This window comes from Pseudomonas delhiensis (assembly GCF_900187975.1).
GTDB lineage: Bacteria > Pseudomonadota > Gammaproteobacteria > Pseudomonadales > Pseudomonadaceae > Pseudomonas > Pseudomonas delhiensis.
On the sequence record NZ_FZPC01000017.1, the window covers coordinates 69,368 to 89,670 of the forward strand.

Annotated in this window: 14 protein-coding genes and 1 pseudogene; 10 read left to right on the top strand and 5 right to left on the bottom strand. The window is 69.2% G+C overall.

Annotated elements, in window-relative coordinates; translation table 11 throughout:
- Window positions 1-111 precede the first annotated feature (111 nt).
- Together CHC02_RS16405 and cls are read left to right on the top strand one after the other, a co-directional pair.
- The gene (locus CHC02_RS16405; protein WP_089392526.1) at window positions 112-1,509 is read left to right on the top strand and encodes an amidase; all 1,398 of its coding nucleotides are present in this window, start codon (window positions 112-114) and stop codon (window positions 1,507-1,509) included.
- Between the two features lie 40 nt (window positions 1,510-1,549).
- The gene (cls, locus tag CHC02_RS16410; RefSeq protein WP_089392527.1) at window positions 1,550-2,974 is read left to right on the top strand and encodes a cardiolipin synthase; all 1,425 of its coding nucleotides are present in this window, start codon (window positions 1,550-1,552) and stop codon (window positions 2,972-2,974) included.
- A gap of 411 nt (window positions 2,975-3,385) precedes the next feature.
- Here cls and ahpF read toward each other — a convergent pair whose 3' ends face one another.
- Together ahpF and ahpC are read right to left on the bottom strand one after the other, a co-directional pair.
- The gene (gene ahpF / locus CHC02_RS16415) at window positions 3,386-4,951 is read right to left on the bottom strand and encodes an alkyl hydroperoxide reductase subunit F (protein ID WP_089392528.1); all 1,566 of its coding nucleotides are present in this window, start codon (window positions 4,949-4,951) and stop codon (window positions 3,386-3,388) included.
- Between the two features lie 134 nt (window positions 4,952-5,085).
- The gene (ahpC, locus tag CHC02_RS16420; protein ID WP_037016170.1) at window positions 5,086-5,649 is read right to left on the bottom strand and encodes an alkyl hydroperoxide reductase subunit C; all 564 of its coding nucleotides are present in this window, start codon (window positions 5,647-5,649) and stop codon (window positions 5,086-5,088) included.
- A 434-nt stretch (window positions 5,650-6,083) separates the two neighbouring features.
- Between ahpC and xdhA the strand changes: the two genes are divergently transcribed.
- The 5 genes and pseudogenes from xdhA (at window position 6,084) to CHC02_RS30960 (ending at window position 13,007) form a co-directional block, all read left to right on the top strand.
- Entirely contained in the window at window positions 6,084-7,508 is a 1,425-nt protein-coding gene (gene xdhA, locus CHC02_RS16425) for a xanthine dehydrogenase small subunit (protein ID WP_089392529.1), read from the top strand.
- Entirely contained in the window at window positions 7,501-10,005 is a 2,505-nt protein-coding gene (xdhB, locus tag CHC02_RS16430) for a xanthine dehydrogenase molybdopterin binding subunit (protein ID WP_244160950.1), read from the top strand. Before xdhA ends, xdhB begins: the two co-directional genes overlap by 8 nt.
- A complete protein-coding gene (xdhC, locus tag CHC02_RS16435) occupies window positions 10,002-10,838 on the top strand; it encodes a xanthine dehydrogenase accessory protein XdhC (protein ID WP_089392530.1) in 837 nt (278 codons plus the stop codon). The genes xdhB and xdhC overlap by 4 nt, the downstream gene beginning before the upstream one ends.
- A gap of 279 nt (window positions 10,839-11,117) precedes the next feature.
- Window positions 11,118-12,140 (top strand): annotated as a pseudogene (locus tag CHC02_RS30955) (HAMP domain-containing protein); the annotation flags it as partial.
- Window positions 12,141-12,278: 138 nt separating this feature from the next.
- Window positions 12,279-13,007, top strand: a complete 729-nt coding sequence (locus CHC02_RS30960) for a methyl-accepting chemotaxis protein (protein ID WP_371921206.1) — start codon at window positions 12,279-12,281, stop codon at window positions 13,005-13,007.
- A gap of 885 nt (window positions 13,008-13,892) precedes the next feature.
- Here CHC02_RS30960 and CHC02_RS16445 read toward each other — a convergent pair.
- Both CHC02_RS16445 and CHC02_RS16450 read right to left on the bottom strand, forming a co-directional pair.
- Window positions 13,893-14,483, bottom strand: coding sequence for an IMPACT family protein (locus CHC02_RS16445; RefSeq protein ID WP_089392532.1), 591 nt, complete (start codon window positions 14,481-14,483; stop codon window positions 13,893-13,895).
- The gene (locus CHC02_RS16450; RefSeq protein WP_089392533.1) at window positions 14,480-15,148 is read right to left on the bottom strand and encodes a TetR/AcrR family transcriptional regulator; all 669 of its coding nucleotides are present in this window, start codon (window positions 15,146-15,148) and stop codon (window positions 14,480-14,482) included. The genes CHC02_RS16445 and CHC02_RS16450 overlap by 4 nt, the downstream gene beginning before the upstream one ends.
- Window positions 15,149-15,595: 447 nt before the next feature.
- Here CHC02_RS16450 and CHC02_RS16455 point away from each other — a divergent pair, with 447 nt between their 5' ends.
- The gene (locus tag CHC02_RS16455; protein WP_089392534.1) at window positions 15,596-16,900 is read left to right on the top strand and encodes a CitMHS family transporter; all 1,305 of its coding nucleotides are present in this window, start codon (window positions 15,596-15,598) and stop codon (window positions 16,898-16,900) included.
- Window positions 16,901-16,918: 18 nt separating this feature from the next.
- A complete protein-coding gene (locus CHC02_RS16460; RefSeq protein ID WP_089392535.1) occupies window positions 16,919-17,680 on the top strand; it encodes a TerC family protein in 762 nt (253 codons plus the stop codon).
- Window positions 17,681-17,684: 4 nt separating this feature from the next.
- Here the strand turns inward: CHC02_RS16460 and CHC02_RS16465 are convergent, their stop codons facing one another.
- Complete coding sequence (locus CHC02_RS16465) at window positions 17,685-18,176, bottom strand: LEA/WHy family protein (RefSeq protein ID WP_089392536.1); 492 nt, start codon at window positions 18,174-18,176, stop codon at window positions 17,685-17,687.
- Window positions 18,177-18,523: 347 nt separating this feature from the next.
- On the opposite strand from CHC02_RS16465, the gene CHC02_RS16470 reads away from it, so the two are divergent.
- Entirely contained in the window at window positions 18,524-20,239 is a 1,716-nt protein-coding gene (locus CHC02_RS16470) for a Na/Pi cotransporter family protein (protein WP_089392537.1), read from the top strand.
- The last annotated feature ends 64 nt before the right edge of the window (window positions 20,240-20,303 follow it).

Sequence of the window (20,303 nt, forward strand, 5' to 3'; positions counted from 1 at the left end):
TTCGGCAACCAAGGCCAAACGGCGGATAACGCGGAGCGTTATTCGCCCTACGCCCTGCCCACCTTCGCGTGATCGGCTAGGGTTGTGCCATTACCCCCGCCGGAGTCCGCCATGACAGCGCTGCACGATCTCACCGCCGTCCAGCTGCTGGCCCTTTACCGTTCGCGCCAGCTGTCCCCCGTGGAATACCTGCAGCACCTGCTCGCCCATATCGAGCGCTGGGAGCCGCACCTCTGCGCGCTCTACGCCCATGCCCCGGAACGCGCCCTGGGCGAGGCGCGGGAAGCCGAGGCGCGCTGGACGAAGGGTGAGCCGCGCGGCGAACTGGATGGCGTGCCGGTCACCATCAAGGAACTCATCGCCAGTGTCGGCGACCCGATTCCCCAAGGCAGCGCCGCCGTGCCCTTGGTCTCCGCCACCCGGGATGCGCCGCCCACCGCGCGGCTGCGCGAGGCCGGGGCCATCCTGCTGGCCAAGACCACGGTGCCGGACTTCGGCATGCTCTCCTCGGGCCTGTCCAGCTTCCACAAGCTGGCGCGCAACCCCTGGAACCTGGCGATGAACCCCGGCGGCTCCAGCGCCGGCGCCGCGGCGGCCGCTGCCGCCGGCTACGGCCCGCTGCACGTGGGCACCGACATCGGCGGCTCGGTGCGCCTGCCGGCCGGCTGGTGCGGCCTGGTGGGCTTCAAGCCGAGCCTCGGGCGGATTCCCATCGACCCCTACTACACCGGGCGCTGCGCCGGGCCCATGACGCGCACCCTGGACGACACCGCGCTGCTGATGAAGCACCTGTCGCGCCCTGACTGGCGCGACGCCACCAGCCTGCCGCCGGCCGAGCTGGACTGGGCCATCCGCCCGGCCGAGGTGCGCGGCCTGCGCATCGGCCTGCAGCTGGACCCCGGCTGCGGCCTGCAGCCCGAGCCGGAAGTGCGCCGGGCCGTGGAAGACGCCGCGCGGCGCTTCGCCGAGGCCGGCGCGGAGATAGTCGAGGTGCGGCCGATCCTCGACCGCGGGCTGCTCGACGGCCTCGACCGCTTCTGGCGCGCGCGCCTGTGGGCCGAACTGGAGGCGCTGCCGGCGGAACGCCAGGCGCGGGTGCTGCCGTACATATTCCAGTGGGCCGAAGGCGGCGCGCGGGTTTCCGGCGTCGAGGCGGTGCGCGGCTTCAACCAGACCTTCGAGATGCGCAAGCGCGCCGCCGCGCAGTTCCACGGCATCGACTGCCTGCTCAGCCCGACCAACCAGGTGGCCGCCTTCCCCGCCGAGTGGGCCTCGCCCACCAACGACCCGGCGCTGCCCTTCGAGCACATCGGCTTCACCGTGCCGTGGAACATGACCGAGCAGCCGGCGCTGTCGATCAACTGCGGCTTCACCGCCGCCGGCATGCCCATCGGCCTGCAGATCGTCGGCCCGCGCTTCGCCGACGTGGCCGTGCTGCGCCTGGGCAAGGCCTTCGAAACCTGGCGTGGCGAACTGCCGGGATGGCCGCGGCCCCCCGAGCGGGGCTAAGCTGCGGGGACCCGCACGGCAGAAGGACTCGTTCGCGCGCATGCAGTACTCCCCCGACATCGCTCATTTCCTGGTGGTCATCCAGGTCCTCGGCGTGGTCGCCGCCCTCCACGCCGTGCTCACCGTGCGCACCGCGCAGGGCGCCATCGCCTGGGCCATCTCCCTGGTGTTCATGCCGCTGCTCACCCTGCTGCCCTACCTGGTGTTCGGCCGCAGCCGCTTCGACGCCTACATCGGTGCGCGGCGCCAGGCCAACGAGGAGATGCACCTGGCCGCCGCCGAGCTGGACTGGCGGCCCTGGGTGGAAGAAGCCCTGACGGCGCGCCAGGCCGGGAACTACAAGGCGCTCAAGGCCCTCTCCGCGCTGGCGCGCATGCCGACCCTGGCGAACAACCACGTGCGCCTGCTGGTGAACGGCAAGGCCACCTTCGACGCCATCTTCGAGGCCATCGCCCAGGCCCGGCAGGTGGTGCTGGTGCAGTTCTTCATCATCCGCGACGACGCCATCGGCCAGCGCCTGGCGCAGCTGCTGCTGGAACGCGCGGCCAACGGCGTGGAGGTCTTCCTGCTCTACGACGCCATCGGCAGCCACGGCCTGCCCGGGCGCTACGTCGAGCGCCTGCGCGCCGGCGGCGTGCAGGTGCAGGCCTTCAGCACCGGGCACGGCGCCATCAACCGCTTCCAGCTGAACTTCCGCAACCACCGCAAGGTGGTGGTGGTGGACGGCCTGCGCGGCTACGTCGGCGGGCACAACGTCGGCGTCGAATACCTGGGCGAGAAGCCGCCGCTCTCGCCCTGGCGCGACACCCACGTGGAACTGCGCGGCCCGGCCGTGGCCTGCCTGCAGGAGAGCTTCGCCGAGGACTGGTTCTGGGCCACCCACGCCCTGCCCACCCTGCTGCTGCCGGACCGCTACGACGAGGAAGGGGTGATCTGCCAGGTGCTGGCCAGCGGCCCGGCGGACAAGCAGGAGACCTGCTCGCTGTTCTTCGTCGAGATGATCAACGCGGCCAGCGAACGGGTGTGGATAACCACCCCCTACTTCATCCCCGACGAGGCGGTCGGCGCCGCCCTGCGCCTGGCCGCCCTGCGCGGCGTGGACGTGCGCATCCTGCTGCCCTCGCGCCCGGACCACCGCACCGTCTACGCCGCCTCCAGCCTCTACGCCCAGGACGCGGTGCGCGCCGGGGTGAAGGTGTACCGCTACCAGCCGGGCTTCCTGCACCAGAAGGTGGTGCTGGTGGACCACGACTGCGCCGCGGTGGGCAGCGCCAACCTGGACAACCGCTCGTTCCGGCTGAACTTCGAGATCATGCTGGTGACGGTGGACGAGGCCTTCGCCCGCGAGGTGGAGAGTATGCTGCTGGCGGACTTCGAGCAGGCCGTGGAGCTGGGTACCGAGCGCAGCGGGCAGTTGCAGCAGCTGGGGATGCGGGTGGCGCGGCTGGTGTCGCCGATTCTTTGAATGCCGCGGGCTGGGGGCTGGGGCTTTTCGTAGGAGCGAGCTTGCTCGCGAACCTTTCGGGGCCCGGTGCCAAACCGTTCGCGAGCAAGCTCGCTCCTACGAGGAGAAGGTGCTCGCCGATGGTTGCTGGTGTGGTGGGAATGCCGCCGCCCTCTCCCTAACCCTCTCCCTGAAGGGAGAGGGGACCGTTGGGCAGAAACGGGGGCTCTGGGGTCAGCCGGCAACACCGAAGGCTTCCAGCTGAAACCACCCCCTCCTCTCGGCACGGACAAGCTCCCTCTCCCTTCAGGGAGAGGGCTGGGGAGAGGGAGCCCAACTCAACCCCGAACACCATCGACCCCAAGCAAAACACCCCAAAAAAAACGCCCGACTCACTCAAGTGAGCCGGGCGCTTCTACTATCGCAAGGTCATCAAGCCGGCGCAGAACTACGGATCAGATGATCAAAGGCCGACAACGAAGCCTTCGCTCCCTCCCCAACCGCGATCACGATCTGCTTGTACGGCACCGTGGTCACGTCGCCGGCGGCGAAGATGCCCGGCAGCGAGGTCTCGCCGCGCGCGTCGACGATGATCTCGCCGCGCGGGGTCAGCTCGATGCTGCCCTTGAGCCATTCGCTGTTGGGCAGCAGGCCGATCTGCACGAAGATGCCTTCCAGCTCCACCGACTTGAACGCTTCCGAGTTGCGGTCCTTGTAGACCAGGCCGGTGACCTTCTGGCCGTCGCCCTTCACTTCGCTGGTCAGCGCGCTGGTGATCACGTCCACGTTCGGCAAGCTGTACAGCTTGCGTTGCAGCACGGCGTCGGCGCGCAGCTTGCTGTCGAACTCCAGCAGGGTCACGTGGGCGACGATGCCGGCCAGGTCGATGGCCGCCTCGACGCCGGAGTTGCCGCCGCCGATCACCGCCACGCGCTTGCCCTTGAACAGCGGGCCGTCGCAGTGCGGGCAGAAGCACACGCCCTTGGCCTTGTATTCCTGCTCGCCGGGCACGCCCATCTCGCGCCAGCGGGCGCCGGTGGCGAGGATCACGGTCTTGGCCTTGAGGCTGCCACCGCCCTCGAACTTCACTTCGTGCAGCTCGCCTGCGTTCTTCGCCGGGACCAGCGCGCTGGCGCGCTGCAGGTTCATGATGTCGACCTCGTACTGCTTCACGTGCTCTTCCAGCGCGCGGGCCAGTTTCGGGCCTTCGGTCTCCTTCACCGAGATGAAGTTCTCGATGGCCATGGTGTCCAGCACCTGGCCGCCGAAGCGCTCGGCGGCGACGCCGGTGCGGATGCCCTTGCGGGCGGCGTAGATGGCCGCCGCGGCGCCGGCCGGGCCACCGCCCACCACCAGCACGTCGAAGGCTTGCTTGGCGGCCAGCTTCTCGGCTTCGCGAGCGGCGGCGCCGGTGTCGATCCTGGCGAGGATCTCTTCCACGCCCATGCGGCCCGCGCCGAAGACTTCGCCGTTGAGGTAGATGCTCGGCACCGACATGATCTGGCGGCGCTCGACCTCGTCCTGGAACAGCGCGCCGTCGATGGCGACGTGGCGGATGTTCGGGTTGAGCACGGCCATCAGGTTCAGCGCCTGGACCACGTCCGGGCAGTTCTGGCAGGACAGCGAGAAGTAGGTTTCGAACTCGAACCGGCCCTGGATGCCCTTGACCTGCTCGATGACCTCGGGCTCGAGCTTGGACGGGTGGCCGCCGACCTGCAGCAGCGCCAGGATCAGCGAGGTGAATTCGTGGCCCATGGGGATACCGGCGAAACGCAGGCCGATGTCCGCACCCGGGCGGTTCAGCGAGAAGGACGGCACGCGCTCGTCGCTGCCATCTTCGCGCAGGGTGATCTTGTCGGTCAGGCCGACGATGTCGTGCAGCAGTTCGCTCAGCTCGCGGGATTTGTCGCTGTCATCGAGGGACGCGACGATCTCGAACGGCTGGGTGACCTTTTCCAGGTAGGCCTTCAACTGGGTTTTAAGATTGGCGTCCAACATGGTTCAGCTCCTGCGAAATTCGGGCAAAAGGGTTCCCGCGGCGGACGCTGTGCGTCCGCCCTGCACGCTTGCGGGTAGGCTTTGGGCAGGGCGGGCGGCCCTTGTGGGGGCCGTCCGCCGGGGAGGGGTGTTGCTTAGATCTTGCCGACCAGGTCCAGGGACGGGGCCAGGGTCTTCTCGCCTTCCTTCCACTTGGCCGGGCAGACTTCGCCCGGGTGGGCAGCGGTGTACTGGGCGGCTTTCAGCTTGCGCAGGGTCTCGCCGACGTCACGCGCGATCTCGTTGGAGTGGATTTCGACGGTCTTGATCACGCCTTCCGGGTTGATCACGAAGGTGCCGCGCAGGGCCAGGCCTTCTTCCGGGATGTGCACGCCGAAGGCGTTGGTCAGCTGGTGGGTCGGGTCGCCGATCAGCGGGAACTGGGCCTTGCCCACGGCCGGGGAGGTTTCGTGCCAGACCTTGTGGGAGAAGTGGGTGTCGGTGGTCACGATATAGACTTCGGTACCAGCGTCACGGAAGGCGGCGTAGTTGTTGGCGGCGTCTTCGATCTCGGTCGGGCAGTTGAAGGTGAAGGCTGCCGGCATGAAGATCAGGACCGACCACTTGCCCTTCAGGGACTGCTCGGTGACTTCGATGAACTTGCCGTTGTGGAAGGCGTTGACCTTGAACGGTTGGACTTGGGTGTTGATCAGGTTCATTCGGCATTCCTCGTAGAGATGGGTTGATCGAATTGGTTATGAAATTCGACGTGGGCAAGATTATCCGCTATTAGCCCGTTTGGCCCATTGATTTAGGCCATCAAACAAATTGGCTTTCTCTATCAGCGGAACTATAAAAGGAAGAGCTTCGCTATCGATGAGCGGGCCCTCCTCCATCCTGCACCCTGCTCAAGACCAGCGCATGACACCACCGTTCAATGCCCGTGCCGGACGTGCCCGCAGCGGCCGGCGGAGGCGGGGCCGGGGCGCTTTCCTGGCCGGCTGGTCAACAGCCGCCGCGAGCTATGCTTTGCTTAGGGAGCAGCCCTTTCGGCTGGCAGAGTTCGTGCACCAGCTGACCACATGGACAGCTTCAGCGCCGCGTCGGGCCCGCCTCCCGGCAGCCGGTCCGGCGCGCGCCAGCGAGGTTTCGCATGATCCAGTTCCTGCTCGACGACGAACTGCGCCAGGTGGACGGCCTGGCACCGGAAACGAGCCTGCTCGAGTACCTGCGCACCCGGCTGGGGCGCACCGGCACCAAGGAAGGCTGCGCCTCCGGCGACTGCGGCGCCTGCACCCTGGTGCTGGCCGAACCCGAGGGCGACGGCCTGCGCTACCGCGCGGTGAACGCCTGCATCACCCCGCTGGGCTCGCTGCACGGCCGCCAGTTGCTGACGGTGGAAAACCTCGCCGACGGCGAACGCCTGCACCCGGTGCAACAGGCCATGGTGGACTGCCACGGCGCGCAATGCGGCTTCTGCACGCCGGGCATCGTCATGTCGCTGTTCGCCTGGCGCCATGCGGCCTGCGCCCATGACCGGGAGAGCGCACTGACCGCCCTGTCCGGCAACCTGTGCCGCTGCACCGGCTACCGGCCGATCCTCGAGGCCGCCCGGCGCATCGCCGGCGAAGCCCGGGGCGATCGCTTCGCCGCCGCCGAACGCGCTACCGCCGGGCGCCTGCGCGCCCTGCCCGCCGGCGCCAGCCTCGACAACGGCGAGCAGCACGCCTGGCTGCCCACTTCGCTGGAGGAACTGGACCGCCTGTTGATGGATTATCCACAGGCGCGGCTGGTGGCCGGCGCCACCGACCTGGCCCTGGAAGCGACCCAGGCGCTGAAGGGCTTCCCGCAGCTGATCCACCTGGAGCGCGTGGCCGAGCTGCGGCGCCTGGAAGAACACCCCGACCACCTGCTGATCGGCGCCGCGCGGCCCTACGCCGACTGCCAGGACGCGCTGCGCGCCTTCCCCGGCGTGCCCGCGCTGCTGGAGCGCCTGGGCTCGCTGCAGATCCGCCAGCGCGGCACCCTGGGCGGCAACATCGCCAACGCCTCGCCCATCGGCGACATGCCGCCGGTGCTGCTGGCCCTGGATGCCCGCCTGCGCCTGCGGCGCGCCGGGCAAGTCCGCGAGGTGCCCATCGACGGTTTCTTCACCGGCTACCGGCAGAGCATCCTGCAGGCGGGGGAATACATCGAGGCGATAGTTATCCCCAGGCTGGGCAAGGGCCAGTCGTTGCGTGTGGACAAGATATCCAAGCGCCGCGACGATGACATCTCCGCCCTGTGCCTGGCCCTGCGCCTGGACTTCGACGAGCAGGGCCGGGTGCGCGAGGCGCGCCTGGCCTGCGGCGGCATGGCCGCCACCCCGTTGCGCGGCCGGCGCACGGAAGCCGCGCTGGCTGGCCGGCCGTTCGACGCCGCCGCCGTGGCCGCGGCCCAGGCAGCCCTGGCCGAGGACTTCCAGCCCATCGACGACCTGCGCGCCAGCGCCGCCTATCGCCTGAAGGTGGCGCAGAACCTGCTGCAGCGCGCATTAGTGGAATACACAGCAACCCCCGCGGAGGTGCTCCATGCGTAGCCTGCCTCCCCTGGCCGCCAACGGCGGCGCCAGCGAAACCCGCAGCGCCGGCCAGGCCCGGCCCCACGACAGCGCCGAGCTGCACGTCAGCGGCGCGGCGCGCTACGTCGATGACATCAAGGAACCCCGCGACCTGCTGCACGCCGCCGTCGGCCTCACGGACATCGCCTGCGGGGTTATCCACAGCCTGGACCTGACGGCTGTGCGCAACGCCCCCGGCGTGGTCGCCGTGCTGACCCTGGACGAGGTGCCCGGCCACACCGACATCGGCCCGGTGTTCCCCGGCGACCCGCTGCTGGCCGGCGAGCGGGTGAAGTACCACGGCCAGGCACTGTTCGCCGTGGCGGCGCAAACCCAGCTGCAGGCCCGCCGCGCCGTGCGCCTGGCGAAGGTCGAATACGCCGAGGAAACCCCACTGCTCGACCCGCTGCGGGCCAAGGCCGAGGAACGCTTCGTGCGCCCGCCGCACTTCATGCGCCGCGGCGACGCCGGGCACGGCCTGGCCGCCGCGCCCTACGTGCTGCAGGCCAGCCAGTTCGTCGGCGGCCAGGAGCACTTCTACCTCGAAGGCCAGGTGTCCATGGCGCAGCCCACCGACGATGGCGGCATGTTCGTGTTCACCTCCAGCCAGCACCCCAGCGAGGTGCAGAAGCTGGTGGCCGAGGTGCTGGCCATCCCCCTGGCCAGGGTCACCGTGGAAGTGCGGCGCATGGGCGGCGGCTTCGGCGGCAAGGAGACCCAGGCCGCGCCCTGGGCCTGCCTGGCCGCGCTGCTGGCGGCGCGCACCGGACGCGCGGTTAAGCTGCGCCTGCCGCGCGCCGAGGACATGCGCGCCACCGGCAAGCGCCACCCCTTCCACAACCGCTACCAGGTCGGCTTCGACGCCGAGGGCCGGCTGCTCGCCGCGCAACTGGAAGTGGTGGGCGACTGCGGCCACTCGCCGGACCTCTCCGACGCCATCGTCGACCGCGCCATGTTCCACGCCGACAACGCCTACTTCATCCCCGACGTGGCCATCGCCGGCTACCGCAGCTTCACCAACGTCGTCTCGCACACGGCCTTCCGCGGCTTCGGCGGGCCCCAGGGGATGATGCTGATCGAACGCGCCATGGACGACATCGCCCGCGCCGTCGGCCAGGACCCGCTGGACGTGCGCAAGCTCAACCTCTACGGCGGCAGCGGCCGCGACCTCACGCCCTACCACCAGCGCGTGGAGCACAACCTGCTGGGCGAGCTGATCGAGCGCCTGGAAGCCAGCAGCGACTACCGCGCCCGCCGCGCCGCCATCACCGCCGCCAACGCCGCCAGCCCGGTGCTCAAGCGCGGCCTGGCGCTGACCCCGGTGAAGTTCGGCATCAGCTTCACCGCCCAGCACCTGAACCAGGCCGGCGCGCTCATCCACCTGTACACCGACGGCAGCATCCAGCTGAACCATGGCGGCACCGAGATGGGCCAGGGCCTGAACGTCAAGGTGGCGCAGATAGTCGCCGAGGAATTCCAGGTGCCCCTTGAGCGCGTGACCATCACCGCCACGCGCACCGACAAGGTGCCCAACACCTCGCCCACCGCGGCCTCCAGCGGCACCGACCTGAACGGCATGGCCGCCCGCGACGCGGCCCGCACGCTCAAGGCGCGGCTGGCGGAATTCCTCGCCGCGCGCGAGGGCGTGGCGCTGCAGGAAGTGCGCTTCGCCCACGGCCAGGTGCAGGTCCGCGACAAGGCGCTGGACTTCGCCGAGGTGGTGCAGGCCGCCTACTTCGCGCGGGTGCAGTTGTCCGCCACCGGCTTCTACCGCACGCCGAAGATCCACTACGACCGCGCCACCGGCCAGGGCCACCCGTTCTTCTACTTCGCCTACGGCGCGGCGGTGTCCGAGGTGGAAGTGGATACCCTGACCGGCGAGTACCGCCTGTTGCGGGTGGACATCCTGCACGACGTCGGCCGCAGCCTTAACCCGGCCATCGACATCGGCCAGATCGAGGGCGGCTTCGTCCAGGGCATGGGCTGGCTGACCTGCGAGGAACTGAAGTGGGACGCGAGGGGCCGGCTGCTCACCACGGGCCCGGCGACCTACAAGATCCCGGCGGCGAGCGACGTGCCCGAGGACTTCCGCGTGGCCCTGTTCGACCGGCCCAACGAGGAGGACAGCGTGTACCTGTCCAAGGCGGTGGGCGAGCCGCCGTTCATGCTGGCCATCTCGGTGTGGTCGGCCCTGCGCGACGCCATCGCCAGCCTGGCGGACTACCGGGTGAGCCCGGCGCTGGACACCCCGGCGACGCCGGAGCGGGTGCTGTGGGCGTGCGAGGCGTTGAAGGGCTGGGCTGTGGATGGTTCGCTGGAAGACGCGTCATGCCCTCACCCTAGCCCTCTCCCGGAGGGAGAGGGGACCGTTTCGCGTGAAGCGAAACAACGGAGTCAGCCGGACACTGTGGATAACAGGAAAACTCCCAATCTTCCTGCACACACCGAACTAGCCCCCCAGGACCCCACCCCATGACCCCCACCTGGATGGACGCCATCGCCCGCCTGCGCGACGGCGCCGAGCCCTACGTACTGGTCACCGTCATCGGCGTCCAGGGCTCCACCCCGCGCGAGGCCGGCTGCAAGATGCTGGTCACGGCCGACGCCTGCTACGACACCATCGGCGGCGGCCACCTGGAACTGGCCGCCACCGAGCACGCGCGCCAGCTGCTGCTGGCCGGCAAGGACGCCCAGAGCCTGGAGCACTTCCCCCTGGGCGCGCGCCTGGGCCAGTGCTGCGGCGGCCGCGCCAGCCTGCTGTTCGAATGCTTCGCGGTGCGCGGGCCGCAGGTGCTGCTGTTCGGCGCCGGCCATGTCGGCCGCGCCCTGGCGCCGCTGCTGGCGGGCCTGCCGCTGCGCTTGGAATGGGTGGACAGCCGCGCCGCGGAATTCCCCGCCGAGTTACCCACAGGGGTGCGCTGCAGCCTGCTGGACGATCCGCCGGAGGCTGTGGATAAGGCGCCGCCGGGCAGCTACTACCTGATCATGACCCACAACCACCCGCTGGACTACGCGCTAGCCGAGGCGGTGCTCGAGCGCGGCGACGCCGGCTTCCTCGGCATGATCGGCTCGCAGACCAAGGCCCAGCGCTGCCGCATGCGCCTGGAGCAGCGCGGCTTTTCCACAGCCGCCATCGAAACCCTGCACTGCCCCATCGGCCTGCCCGGCGTACCCGGCAAGCGCCCGCTGGAGGTGGCCATCGCCGTGGCCGCCCAGGTCATCGCCCGCTATCACCAGGACGCCCCGCCACGCACCACCCGCAGCGGCGTCGAATGGAAAGCCCTGTGCACCGAGGCAAACCGCACGTAGGGCGCATAACCGTTCGCGGTTATCCGCCGTTTGACCTCGACCCCAGGCGCGCCCCGGATCTGACCTCGAAGCGCCTGTCCGGGGTGCTGCGGGCTCGGCGCATCGGCCATCCCCCCCCAAAAAACCTGACCGACGGGACAACAGTTTTCCCCGCCCCCGCCGATAACCCCTTCGGCCCCTTCCCTACGCCCGTCTCCCACCGCGAACGGATTCGCCGCGTGCCAAGAGGACAACAAGAACATGCGCCTTCGCAGCATCCAGACCCAACTCATCCTCAGCATGGGCGCCGCCCTGCTGCTCAGCCTGCTCATCGTGCTCGGCCTCTACGCCGTGCTGGTCAACCGCCTGAGCGAGCGCTACCTGCTCGAACAGGCGCTGCCGGCGAGCATCCAGGCCATCGCCAACGACTTCGAGCGCCGGCTCACCGGCCCGCTCACCGCCGCCGCCGGCATAGCCGCCAACAGCCTGGTGCAGGACTGGCTGGCCGCCGGCGAGGACCCGGCGCGGCAGGCCGACTTCGTCCGCTACCTGGGCGGCATCCGCGCCTCGCAGCAGGCCTTCGCCGCGCTCATCGTCAGCCGGGCCAGCGACGCCTACTACAGCGACAAGGGCAAGGAACGCACCCTGTCCCGCGGCGAGCCCCAGGACGCCTGGTACTTCGACTTCATCGGCAGCGGCCGGCCGCAGGTGCTGAACATCGACACCGACGTCGGCAGCGGCGAACTCACGCTGTTCATCGACCGCCGCGTCGAGCGCGACGGCAAGCTGCTGGGCATCGCCGGCCTGGGCCTGCGCATGGACGAGCTGTCGAAGCTGATCCGCGACTTCCGCTTCGGCCAGTCCGGCCACGTGTACCTGGTGAAGAACGACGGCCAGGTGCAGATCCACCCCGACCCGGCCCGGGCCCGCGGCAAGGCCCTGGCCGACCTGGTGGGAGGCGACGCGGCGCGGGCACTGCTCGGCCAGCCGGGCTTCCACAGCAGCCGCTTCGAACGCGATGGCGAGGCCTACCTGGCCGCCAGCCTGCCGCTGCGCGACCTCGGCTGGACGCTGGTCAGCGAGGTGCCGGAGGCCGAGGTCTACGCCGACGCGCGCCAGGCCCTGCGCCTTTCCGGCCTGGCCGGCGCGGCGGTGGCGCTGCTCTGCCTGGGCCTGGTGGTGCTGCTGGCCCGCGGCCTGGTGCGGCCGATACGCCAGGTGACCACGGCGCTGCTGGACATAGGCGCCGGCGGCGGCGACCTGACGCGCCGCCTGGACGATTCCCGCGCCGACGAACTGGGCGACCTGGCCCGCGGCTTCAACCGCTTCCTCGAAGGCCAGCGCCAGCTGATCGGCGCCGTGCTCGCCACCAGCCAGCAGTTGCAGCGCAGCGTGGCCGAGGTGGCGCGGGTTGTGGATAACACCGCCGAGCGCTCCAGCCGCCAGCAGGAGATGACCGACATGGTGGCCACGGCGGTGAACGAGATGGGTAGCACCGTGCAGGAAATCGCGCGCAACGCCGAGCAGGCCGCCAGCGCCTCGCAGCAGGCCCGTGGCGAAGCCGGCCAGGCGCGCCAGGTGGTGGGCGGCTCGCTGCAGCATGGCGAGCGCATGTCCGCCGAGATCGGCCAGGCCGCCGAGGCGGTGAGCGACCTCGCGGCCCAGGTGGCGACCATCGACCAGGTGCTGGCGGTGATCCGCGGCATTTCCGAGCAGACCAACCTGCTGGCCCTCAACGCCGCCATCGAGGCCGCGCGCGCCGGCGAGCTGGGCCGCGGCTTCGCCGTGGTGGCCGACGAGGTGCGCACCCTGGCCGGGCGCACCCAGGGCTCCACCGACGAGATCCAGGCGATGATCCAGCGCCTCAAGCAGGGCGCCGAACAGGCGGTCAGCTCCATGCACTCGGGCCAGGCGGCCACCGGCGAGGGCCTGGCCGCCAGCCAGCGCGCCGGCGCCTCGCTGGGCGCCATCGCCGACCAGGTGGAGCGCATCAGCGACATCAACCACCAGGTCGCCGCCGCCACCGAGGAACAGAGCGCGGTCACCGAGGAGATCAACCGCAACGTCCAGGGCATCGCCGACCTGGCCCGCGCCACCGCCGGCGAGGTGCACCAGGGCCGCGAGCAATGCCACGCCCTGCGCGGCCTGGCCGACGACCTGCAGCGGCAGATGGGGCAGTTCCGCTTGTAACGCCGCGGCTGGACGTAGGGCGTATAACGCTCCGCGTTATACGCCGTTTGACCTTGGCGCCAGGCGCGCCTCGGATTTGGCCCCGGAGCGCCTGTCCGGGGCGCTCCGGGTTCGGACCAGAGGCCGGGCATGGGCTCGGTGTAGCGGCGTATAACCGCGAGCGGTTATACGCCCTACGCTCCTGTTATCCACTGTTGAAAAGGGGGTTTCGCTGTCCACAGGCGGCAGGCTTCCACAGGGAGGCTCCATAGGCGCTTTTTTGCCTCTTCGATTTGTGGATACCCTTCTGCAGCCCAGCAATTCCGGGGCTTTTTGCTCAAATAACGTACAGTTTTCGCCAGCCGGCGGCGGTTCTGGCATCGGAAGTTTTCCCCAGAGGATATCCACAACACTGTCCACGGCCTCTGTGAGCAATCCATTCGCCTGGCCGCGGAAAACCCCAGTTCCGCCGGCCTCTCCGCAGCCTTTCCCCTGCCCTGCACAAGTGCTGCCTCCAGCATGGTTTTCCACCAGGATATTCACAGCTTGCCAAGGGCTTATACCGGGCTTGTCCAGGGTCCTTTTCCGGTGCTGCCAGGCCCGGCCTAAGCCCTTGAATTACGTGGCTTTCAGGCCATTGCAGAGCAAAAAATGTACAGCCTTGCGCAGCCCCCGGAATACCTGCTTCCGAAGGCTTCATCGACAGTTTTTCCACAGCCTTGCCCACGCTATCCGGGGATAGCCGCAGACGGTCTTTTTCGGGGTTTGCACAAATTCTGCGCAAAGCCTTGCAGGCCAGGGCTGACGTGGCCTGGAGCGGAGGGGGCACAGTTTGTCCACAGGATGCCGCACAGGAACCGGGGACAAAAACCCACCGCCGGTGGAAAAGCCCTGGGGATAATTGCTTCAGTCGTCGAGGTGGGTGGCGCGGATGCGGCCGCGGCTGAGGTCGCCGAGCAGGCGTTGCAGCGCTTCGACCTGGGTATCGGGCAGGCTCAGGCGGATATCCACACCCTCGGCGCCGTAGGCCTCGTCCTCGATGCTCGCACCCAGGGCGAGGATGCGCGCCTTGAGCAGCGCGTGCTCGGCGAAGCCGCAGGCGAAGGCCAGGCGCGTGCTGGGCACCAGCTCGATGCGCGGGGCGTCCTGCAGGCACTTGGCCGCGCAGCCGCCGTAGGCGCGGGCCAGGCCGCCTGTGCCGAGCTTAATGCCGCCGAACCAGCGGCTGACCAGCACCACCACGCGGTCCATGGCCTGGCCCTCGATGGCCGCGAGCATCGGCCGCCCGGCGGTGCCGCCGGGTTCGCCGTCGTCGCTGAAGCGGTAGTGCGCGCCGAGCTTCCAGGCCCAGCAGTTGTGCCCGGCGCTGGCGTCGCGGTGGGCGGCGAGGAAGGCCTGGGCCTCGGCCTCGCTGGCGATGGGCGCCGCCAGGCAGGTGAAGCGGCTCTTGCGGATGTCCTCGGCGTAGCTGGCCGGGCCGGCGAGGGTGAAGCTCATGCCGTGGCCGGCGGCGTCAGCCCGCAGCCCTTGAGGATGATGCGGATGAGGTTGTCGGCGGCCTCGTTGAAGTCCTGCCGGGACATGCGCTTGCGCCCGGTGACGAAGGCGATCTGGGTGGCGAAGTCGGCGTAGTGCTGGGTGCTGCCCCAGAGCAGGAAGATCAGGTTGACCGGGTCCACCGGGTCCATCTTGCCGGCGGCGATCCAGGCCTCGAACACCGCCGCGCGGCCGCGGAACCAGGCGCGGTAGTCCTGGTTGAAGTGGCTGCTCAGGCACTGCCCGCCGCTGATGATCTCCATGGCGAAGATCCGCGAGGCCAGCGGGTGGCGGCGGGAGAACTCCATCTTGGCGCGGATGTAGCCGGCCAGGGCGGTGGCCGGGTCGTCCTCGGCGCCGAGGTGGTTGAAGGTGCTGTCCCAGAGGTCGAGGATGTTGCCCAGCACCGCGGTGTAGAGCCCCAGCTTGTTGCTGAAGTAGTAGTGCAGGTTGGCCTTGGGCAGGTCGGCGCGCAGGGCGATGGCGTTCATGCTGGTGCCCTTGAAGCCGTGGCGGGCGAACTCTTCTTCGGCGGCGGCGAGGATGACTTCCTCGTTCTTCTGGCGAATGCGGCCGGCGGGCTTCTCGGAGCCTTCGGCGAGGTGGGCTGGCACTGGGAAGGTCATACGGCGTATCCATGGCTTCAGCGAAAGGGCGAAGCATGGATAACCCAGGCGGGGCGGGGGATTCAAGCGAATCCGGCGTTTTTCCCGGGGCGCACCGCAACGGGGCGGGAAAATCCCCCGCGGGGGCCCTTTCCTGTAGGAGCGAGCTTGCTCGCGAACGGGGATTTCCCGGCAGCTGTGGTGCCATGCGGTTCGCGAGCAAGCTCGCTCCTACGAAGAGCCCGGTGCTGAAACATCCGGAAACATCACCTCTTCACCGACGATCGCCGCCTTTTCCCGCGAAAGCCTGCTGAAAGCTTGAGCCCCTAGCATCCGCCCTCCCCTCCGCTGCCCGGCGGCGGGTTATCCGCACAAGAACAACACGGGTGATGCCATGACACGCTTGAACCGCCGCCCCGCCCCGTCCCTGCCCGGCCACCCGCCGCGCTGACCCGACGGAGGCCTCCGATGCTGACCTTCCTCGCCTTCGCCATGGTGGCGACCTTCATGTTCCTGATCATGACGCGGCGCCTCTCGGCGCTCATCGCGCTGATCCTGGTGCCCATCGCCTTCGCCCTGCTCGGCGGCTTCGCCGCGGGCCTGGGGCCGATGATGCTCGACGGCATCCGCACCCTGGCGCCGACCGGGGTGATGCTGATGTTCGCCATCCTCTACTTCGCCATCATGATCGACTCGGGGCTGTTCGACCCGGCGGTGCGCAAGATCCTGCGGCTGGTCAAGGGCGACCCGCTGAAGGTCTCGCTGGGCACCGCGGCCCTGGCGATGATCGTCTCGCTGGACGGCGACGGCTCCACCACCTACATGATCTGCGTGGCCGCGGTGCTGCCGCTGTACCAGCGCCTGGGCATGAGCCCGCTGCTGATGGCCTGCCTGATCATGCTCTCCAGCGGCGTGCTCAACATGACCCCCTGGGGCGGCCCCACCGCCCGCGCCGCCAGTGCCCTGCACGTGGACCCGGCGGACATCTTCGTGCCGATGATCCCGGCGATGGTCGCGGGCCTCGCCACCATCTTCGCCATCGCCTGGGTGTACGGCAAACGCGAGCGCGCGCGCCTGGGCCAGCTGCACCTGCCCGGCGAGCACCTGGACGCGGCCGAGGTCAGCGTCTCGCAGTACCCCGACGCGCGGCGGCCGAAGCTGCTGTGGTTCAACGGCGCGCTGACGCTGGTGCTGATGGCCACGCTGATCGCCGGGCTGCTGCCGATGCCGGTGCTGTTCATGATCGCCTTCGGCATCGCCATGATCGTCAACTACCCGTGCATCCTCGAGCAGAAGAAGCGCATCGGCGCCCATGCCGAGAACGTGCTGGCGGTGGTCTCGCTGATCTTCGCCGCCGGGGTGTTCACCGGCATCCTCTCCGGAACCGGCATGGTCGAGGCCATGTCGAAGAGCCTGCTGGCGGTGATCCCGCCGGCGCTGGGGCCGTACCTGGCGACCATCACCGCGCTGGTCAGCCTGCCGTTCACCTTCTTCATGTCCAACGATGCCTTCTACTACGGCGTGCTGCCGGTGCTCACCCAGGCCGCCGCGCAGTACGGCATCAGCCCGGTGGAGATGGCCCGCGCCTCCATCGTCGGCCAGCCGGTGCACCTGCTCAGCCCGCTGGTGCCCTCCACCTACCTGCTGGTGGGCCTGGCCAAGGTGGACTTCGGCGACCACCAGCGCTTCACCCTGCGCTGGGCAGCGCTGGTGTGTCTCGCTATCCTCGCCGCCGCCCTGCTGCTGGGGCTGTTCCCCCTGTTCAACGACTGAAGACTGGTAGACCCGTAAATGGAATGGCTGACCAACCCGGAAATCTGGGTCGCGCTCCTCACCCTGACCGCCCTGGAGATCGTCCTGGGCATCGACAACATCATCATGATCTCCATCCTGGTGGGGCGCATGCCCAAGGCCATGCAGGCGCGCACGCGGCTGTTCGGCCTGGCCCTGGCGATGGTCACGCGCATCCTCCTGCTGCTGTCGATCACCTGGGTGATGCGCCTGACCGCCGACCTGTTCAGCGTGCTCGGCCAGGGCATTTCCGGGCGTGACCTGATCCTGTTCTGCGGCGGCCTGTTCCTGCTGTGGAAGAGCAGCAGCGAGATCTACCACGGCCTGGAAGGCGAGGACGAGACCGAGCAGCAGCCGAAAAGCCTGCTCGGCGGCTTCCTCGGCACCATCGTGCAGATCGCCATCATCGACATCGTGTTCTCCCTCGACTCGGTGATCACCGCCGTGGGCATGGTCTCCAACGTGCCGGTGATGGTCGCCGCCATCGTCGTCGCGGTGCTGGTGATGATGCTGGCCTCCGGCGCCATCAGCGCCTTCATCGACCAGCACCCGTCGCTGAAGATGCTGGCGCTGTCGTTCCTCATCGTGGTCGGCACCGTGCTCATCGCCGAAGCCTTCGAGGTCCACGTGCCCAAGGGCTACGTCTACTTCGCCATGGCCTTCTCGCTGGCGGTGGAAGCGCTGAACATCCGCATGCGCACGGCGCGCGGGCGCAAGCCGGCCGAGCCGGTGCAGCTGCGCCGCGACATCCCCGGCCAGTAGCGCCCTAGAGCGTCGGCAAGGGCGCCCCGGCCGGCCACTCCAGGGTGCCCTTGTCGCTGAAGCGCACGGTGCCGAACAGGCCGCCGCCGAGCTTGCCGCTGATCTCGTAGGGCATGCCCTGGCGCGGCGGCGCGTTGCCCAGGCCCCAGGCCTGGCGCACCAGGCGGAAGGCGGAGATGCTCACCGGCACGCTGAGCACCGCCTCGCCGAAGCGCGGCACCTGCCCGCGCTGGTCGCTCACCCCGCTGGCCAGCGGGCGGCCGTTGACGCTCAGGTCCAGGGCCACGCCGTCGTAGTCGATGTCCCGGTCGTTGGGGTTCTGCACCCGCAGCTTGACCGCGAAACGCGCCTCCATGCCCTGCCCGGCCAGGGGCTCCAGGCCCACCAGGTCGATCTTCAGCGGGTCGTTGCCGAACAGGCTGGCGCAGGCGCCCAGGCCCAGGATCAGGCCAAGGGCGAGGAACAGGCGCAGGGTGGCGAGAAGGCGCTTGGGCATCGGGGGTTTCCGCTGGCGGTGGTGTCCGGGGCAGTCTAGCCCGCGGGGGTGGCCTGGAGGAACCGCGGTTCGGATACCCCTTGTAGGATCTCATCCGCGAATCGCGCCGATATTTCCGGCTATCGCGGACAAGGTCCGCTCCTACGATCGTGATTTTCCGGGCATCCCTGCAAAACCCCGCCGCAGGGGCTTTACTGAAGGTAAACACCCCGGCGGATCAGCATCTTGTCGAACCCTCGCGGGACTGCGTGGGTCTACTATGACATTTAGATGACAGAAAAATCGGCCAGAGTCGTCCCACCGCGCAGTCACGCCAGGGCGGCCATGCAGTAACGAGGGGGGCCGCCATGCTGACATTGCTCAACCTGCTTTCCGCCGTCGCCTTGCTGGTGTGGGGCACGCACATCGTGCGCACCGGCATCCTCCGGGTGTACGGCAGTGACCTGCGGCGCATCCTCAGCCGCAGCGTACAGAAACGCCCGCTGGCCTTCGCCGCCGGCATCGGCGTCACCGCCCTGGTGCAGAGCAGCAACGCCACCGCGTTGCTGGCCACCTCCTTCGTCGCCAGCGGGCTGATGGCGCTGGCCCCGGCGCTGGCGATCATGCTCGGCGCCGACGTCGGGACGGCGCTGATGGCGCGGGTGCTGACCCTCGACCTGTCGTGGCTGTCGCCGCTGCTGATCTTCTTCGGGGTGATCTTCTTCCTCACCCGCAAGCAGACGCGCCTGGGCCAGCTGGGCCGGGTGTTCATCGGCCTGGGCCTGATCATCCTGGCGCTGCAGCTGATCGTCGAGGCCGCCGGGCCCATGACCCAGGCCAAGGGCGTGAAGGTGCTGTTCTCCAGCCTCACCGGCGACGTCATGCTCGACGCCCTGACCGGCGCGCTGTTCGCCATGATCTCCTACTCCAGCCTGGCCGCCGTGCTGCTCACCGCGACCCTCGCCACCTCCAAGGTGATCTCGCTGAAGGTCGCGCTGTGCCTGGTGGTGGGCGCCAACCTGGGCACCGGCATCCTCGCCCTGATCGGCTCCAGCTCGCAGAACGCCGCCGGCCGCCGCGTGGCCCTGGGCAGCCTGCTGTTCAAGGTCGCCGGCTGCGTGCTGGTGCTGCCGCTGATCGGCCCGCTGGCGCAATGGGTGGACGGCTGGCCGTTCCGCACCCAGGAGCTGGTGATCGCCTTCCACGTGCTCTACAACTCGGTGCGCTGCCTCGCCTGCCTGCCGCTGACCACCCAGATGGCCGCCTTCTGCACGCGCATCATGCCCGACCGCGCCACCCCCGAGGACCGCGTGCGCCCGCGCCACCTCGACCCGGCGGCGCTGGACACGCCGAGCCTGGCGCTGGTCAACGCGGTGCGCGAGACGCTGCGCATGGGCGACATCGTCGAGCAGATGCTGGTCAACCTGCTGCAGGTGACCCGTGGCGGCGACCCGCTGCTGGGCAAGGAGATCCGCAAGCTCGACGACGACGTCGACGCGCTCTACACGGCGATCAAGCTGTACCTGGCGCGCATGCCCCGCGAGGACCTGAGCGAGCGCGACAGCCGGCGCTGGGCCGAGGTCATCGAGCTGGCCATCAACCTGGAGCAGGCCGGCGACATCATCGAGCACATGCTCAGCGCCGTGCAGGACAAGAAGACCTCGCGCAGCCGCTCCTTCTCGGACAACGGCCTGGCCGAGATCACCGCGCTGCACAGCCAGTTGCTGGTCAACCTGCGCCTGAGCCTGTCGGTGTTCCTCAACGGCGACCAGGAAGGCGCGCGGCGCCTGCGCCGGGCCAAGCAGCGCTTCCGCCTGCAGGAACGCCGCTACGCCCACGCCCACGTCGACCGCCTGCGCCAGCAGGTGGTGCAGAGCATCGAGACCAGCTCGCTGCACCTGGACCTGATCGCCGACATGAAGCGCCTGAACTCGCTGTTCTGCGCCATCGCCTACGCCGTGCTGGACAACCCCGAGGCCGGTGCCGGCGAGGAGCACGAGGACGACTACGTCGAGCAGGCCCTGGAAGCCGCCGCCCAGCCGCCCGGCCACGACGTGCCGCCGGGCTCCAGCGCGGCCGGCTGAGGCGCGGCAGGTCGCCGCGGGACTGATCCGCGTCAATGCCCGGGCATGGCGTTCGGCTAGGGTA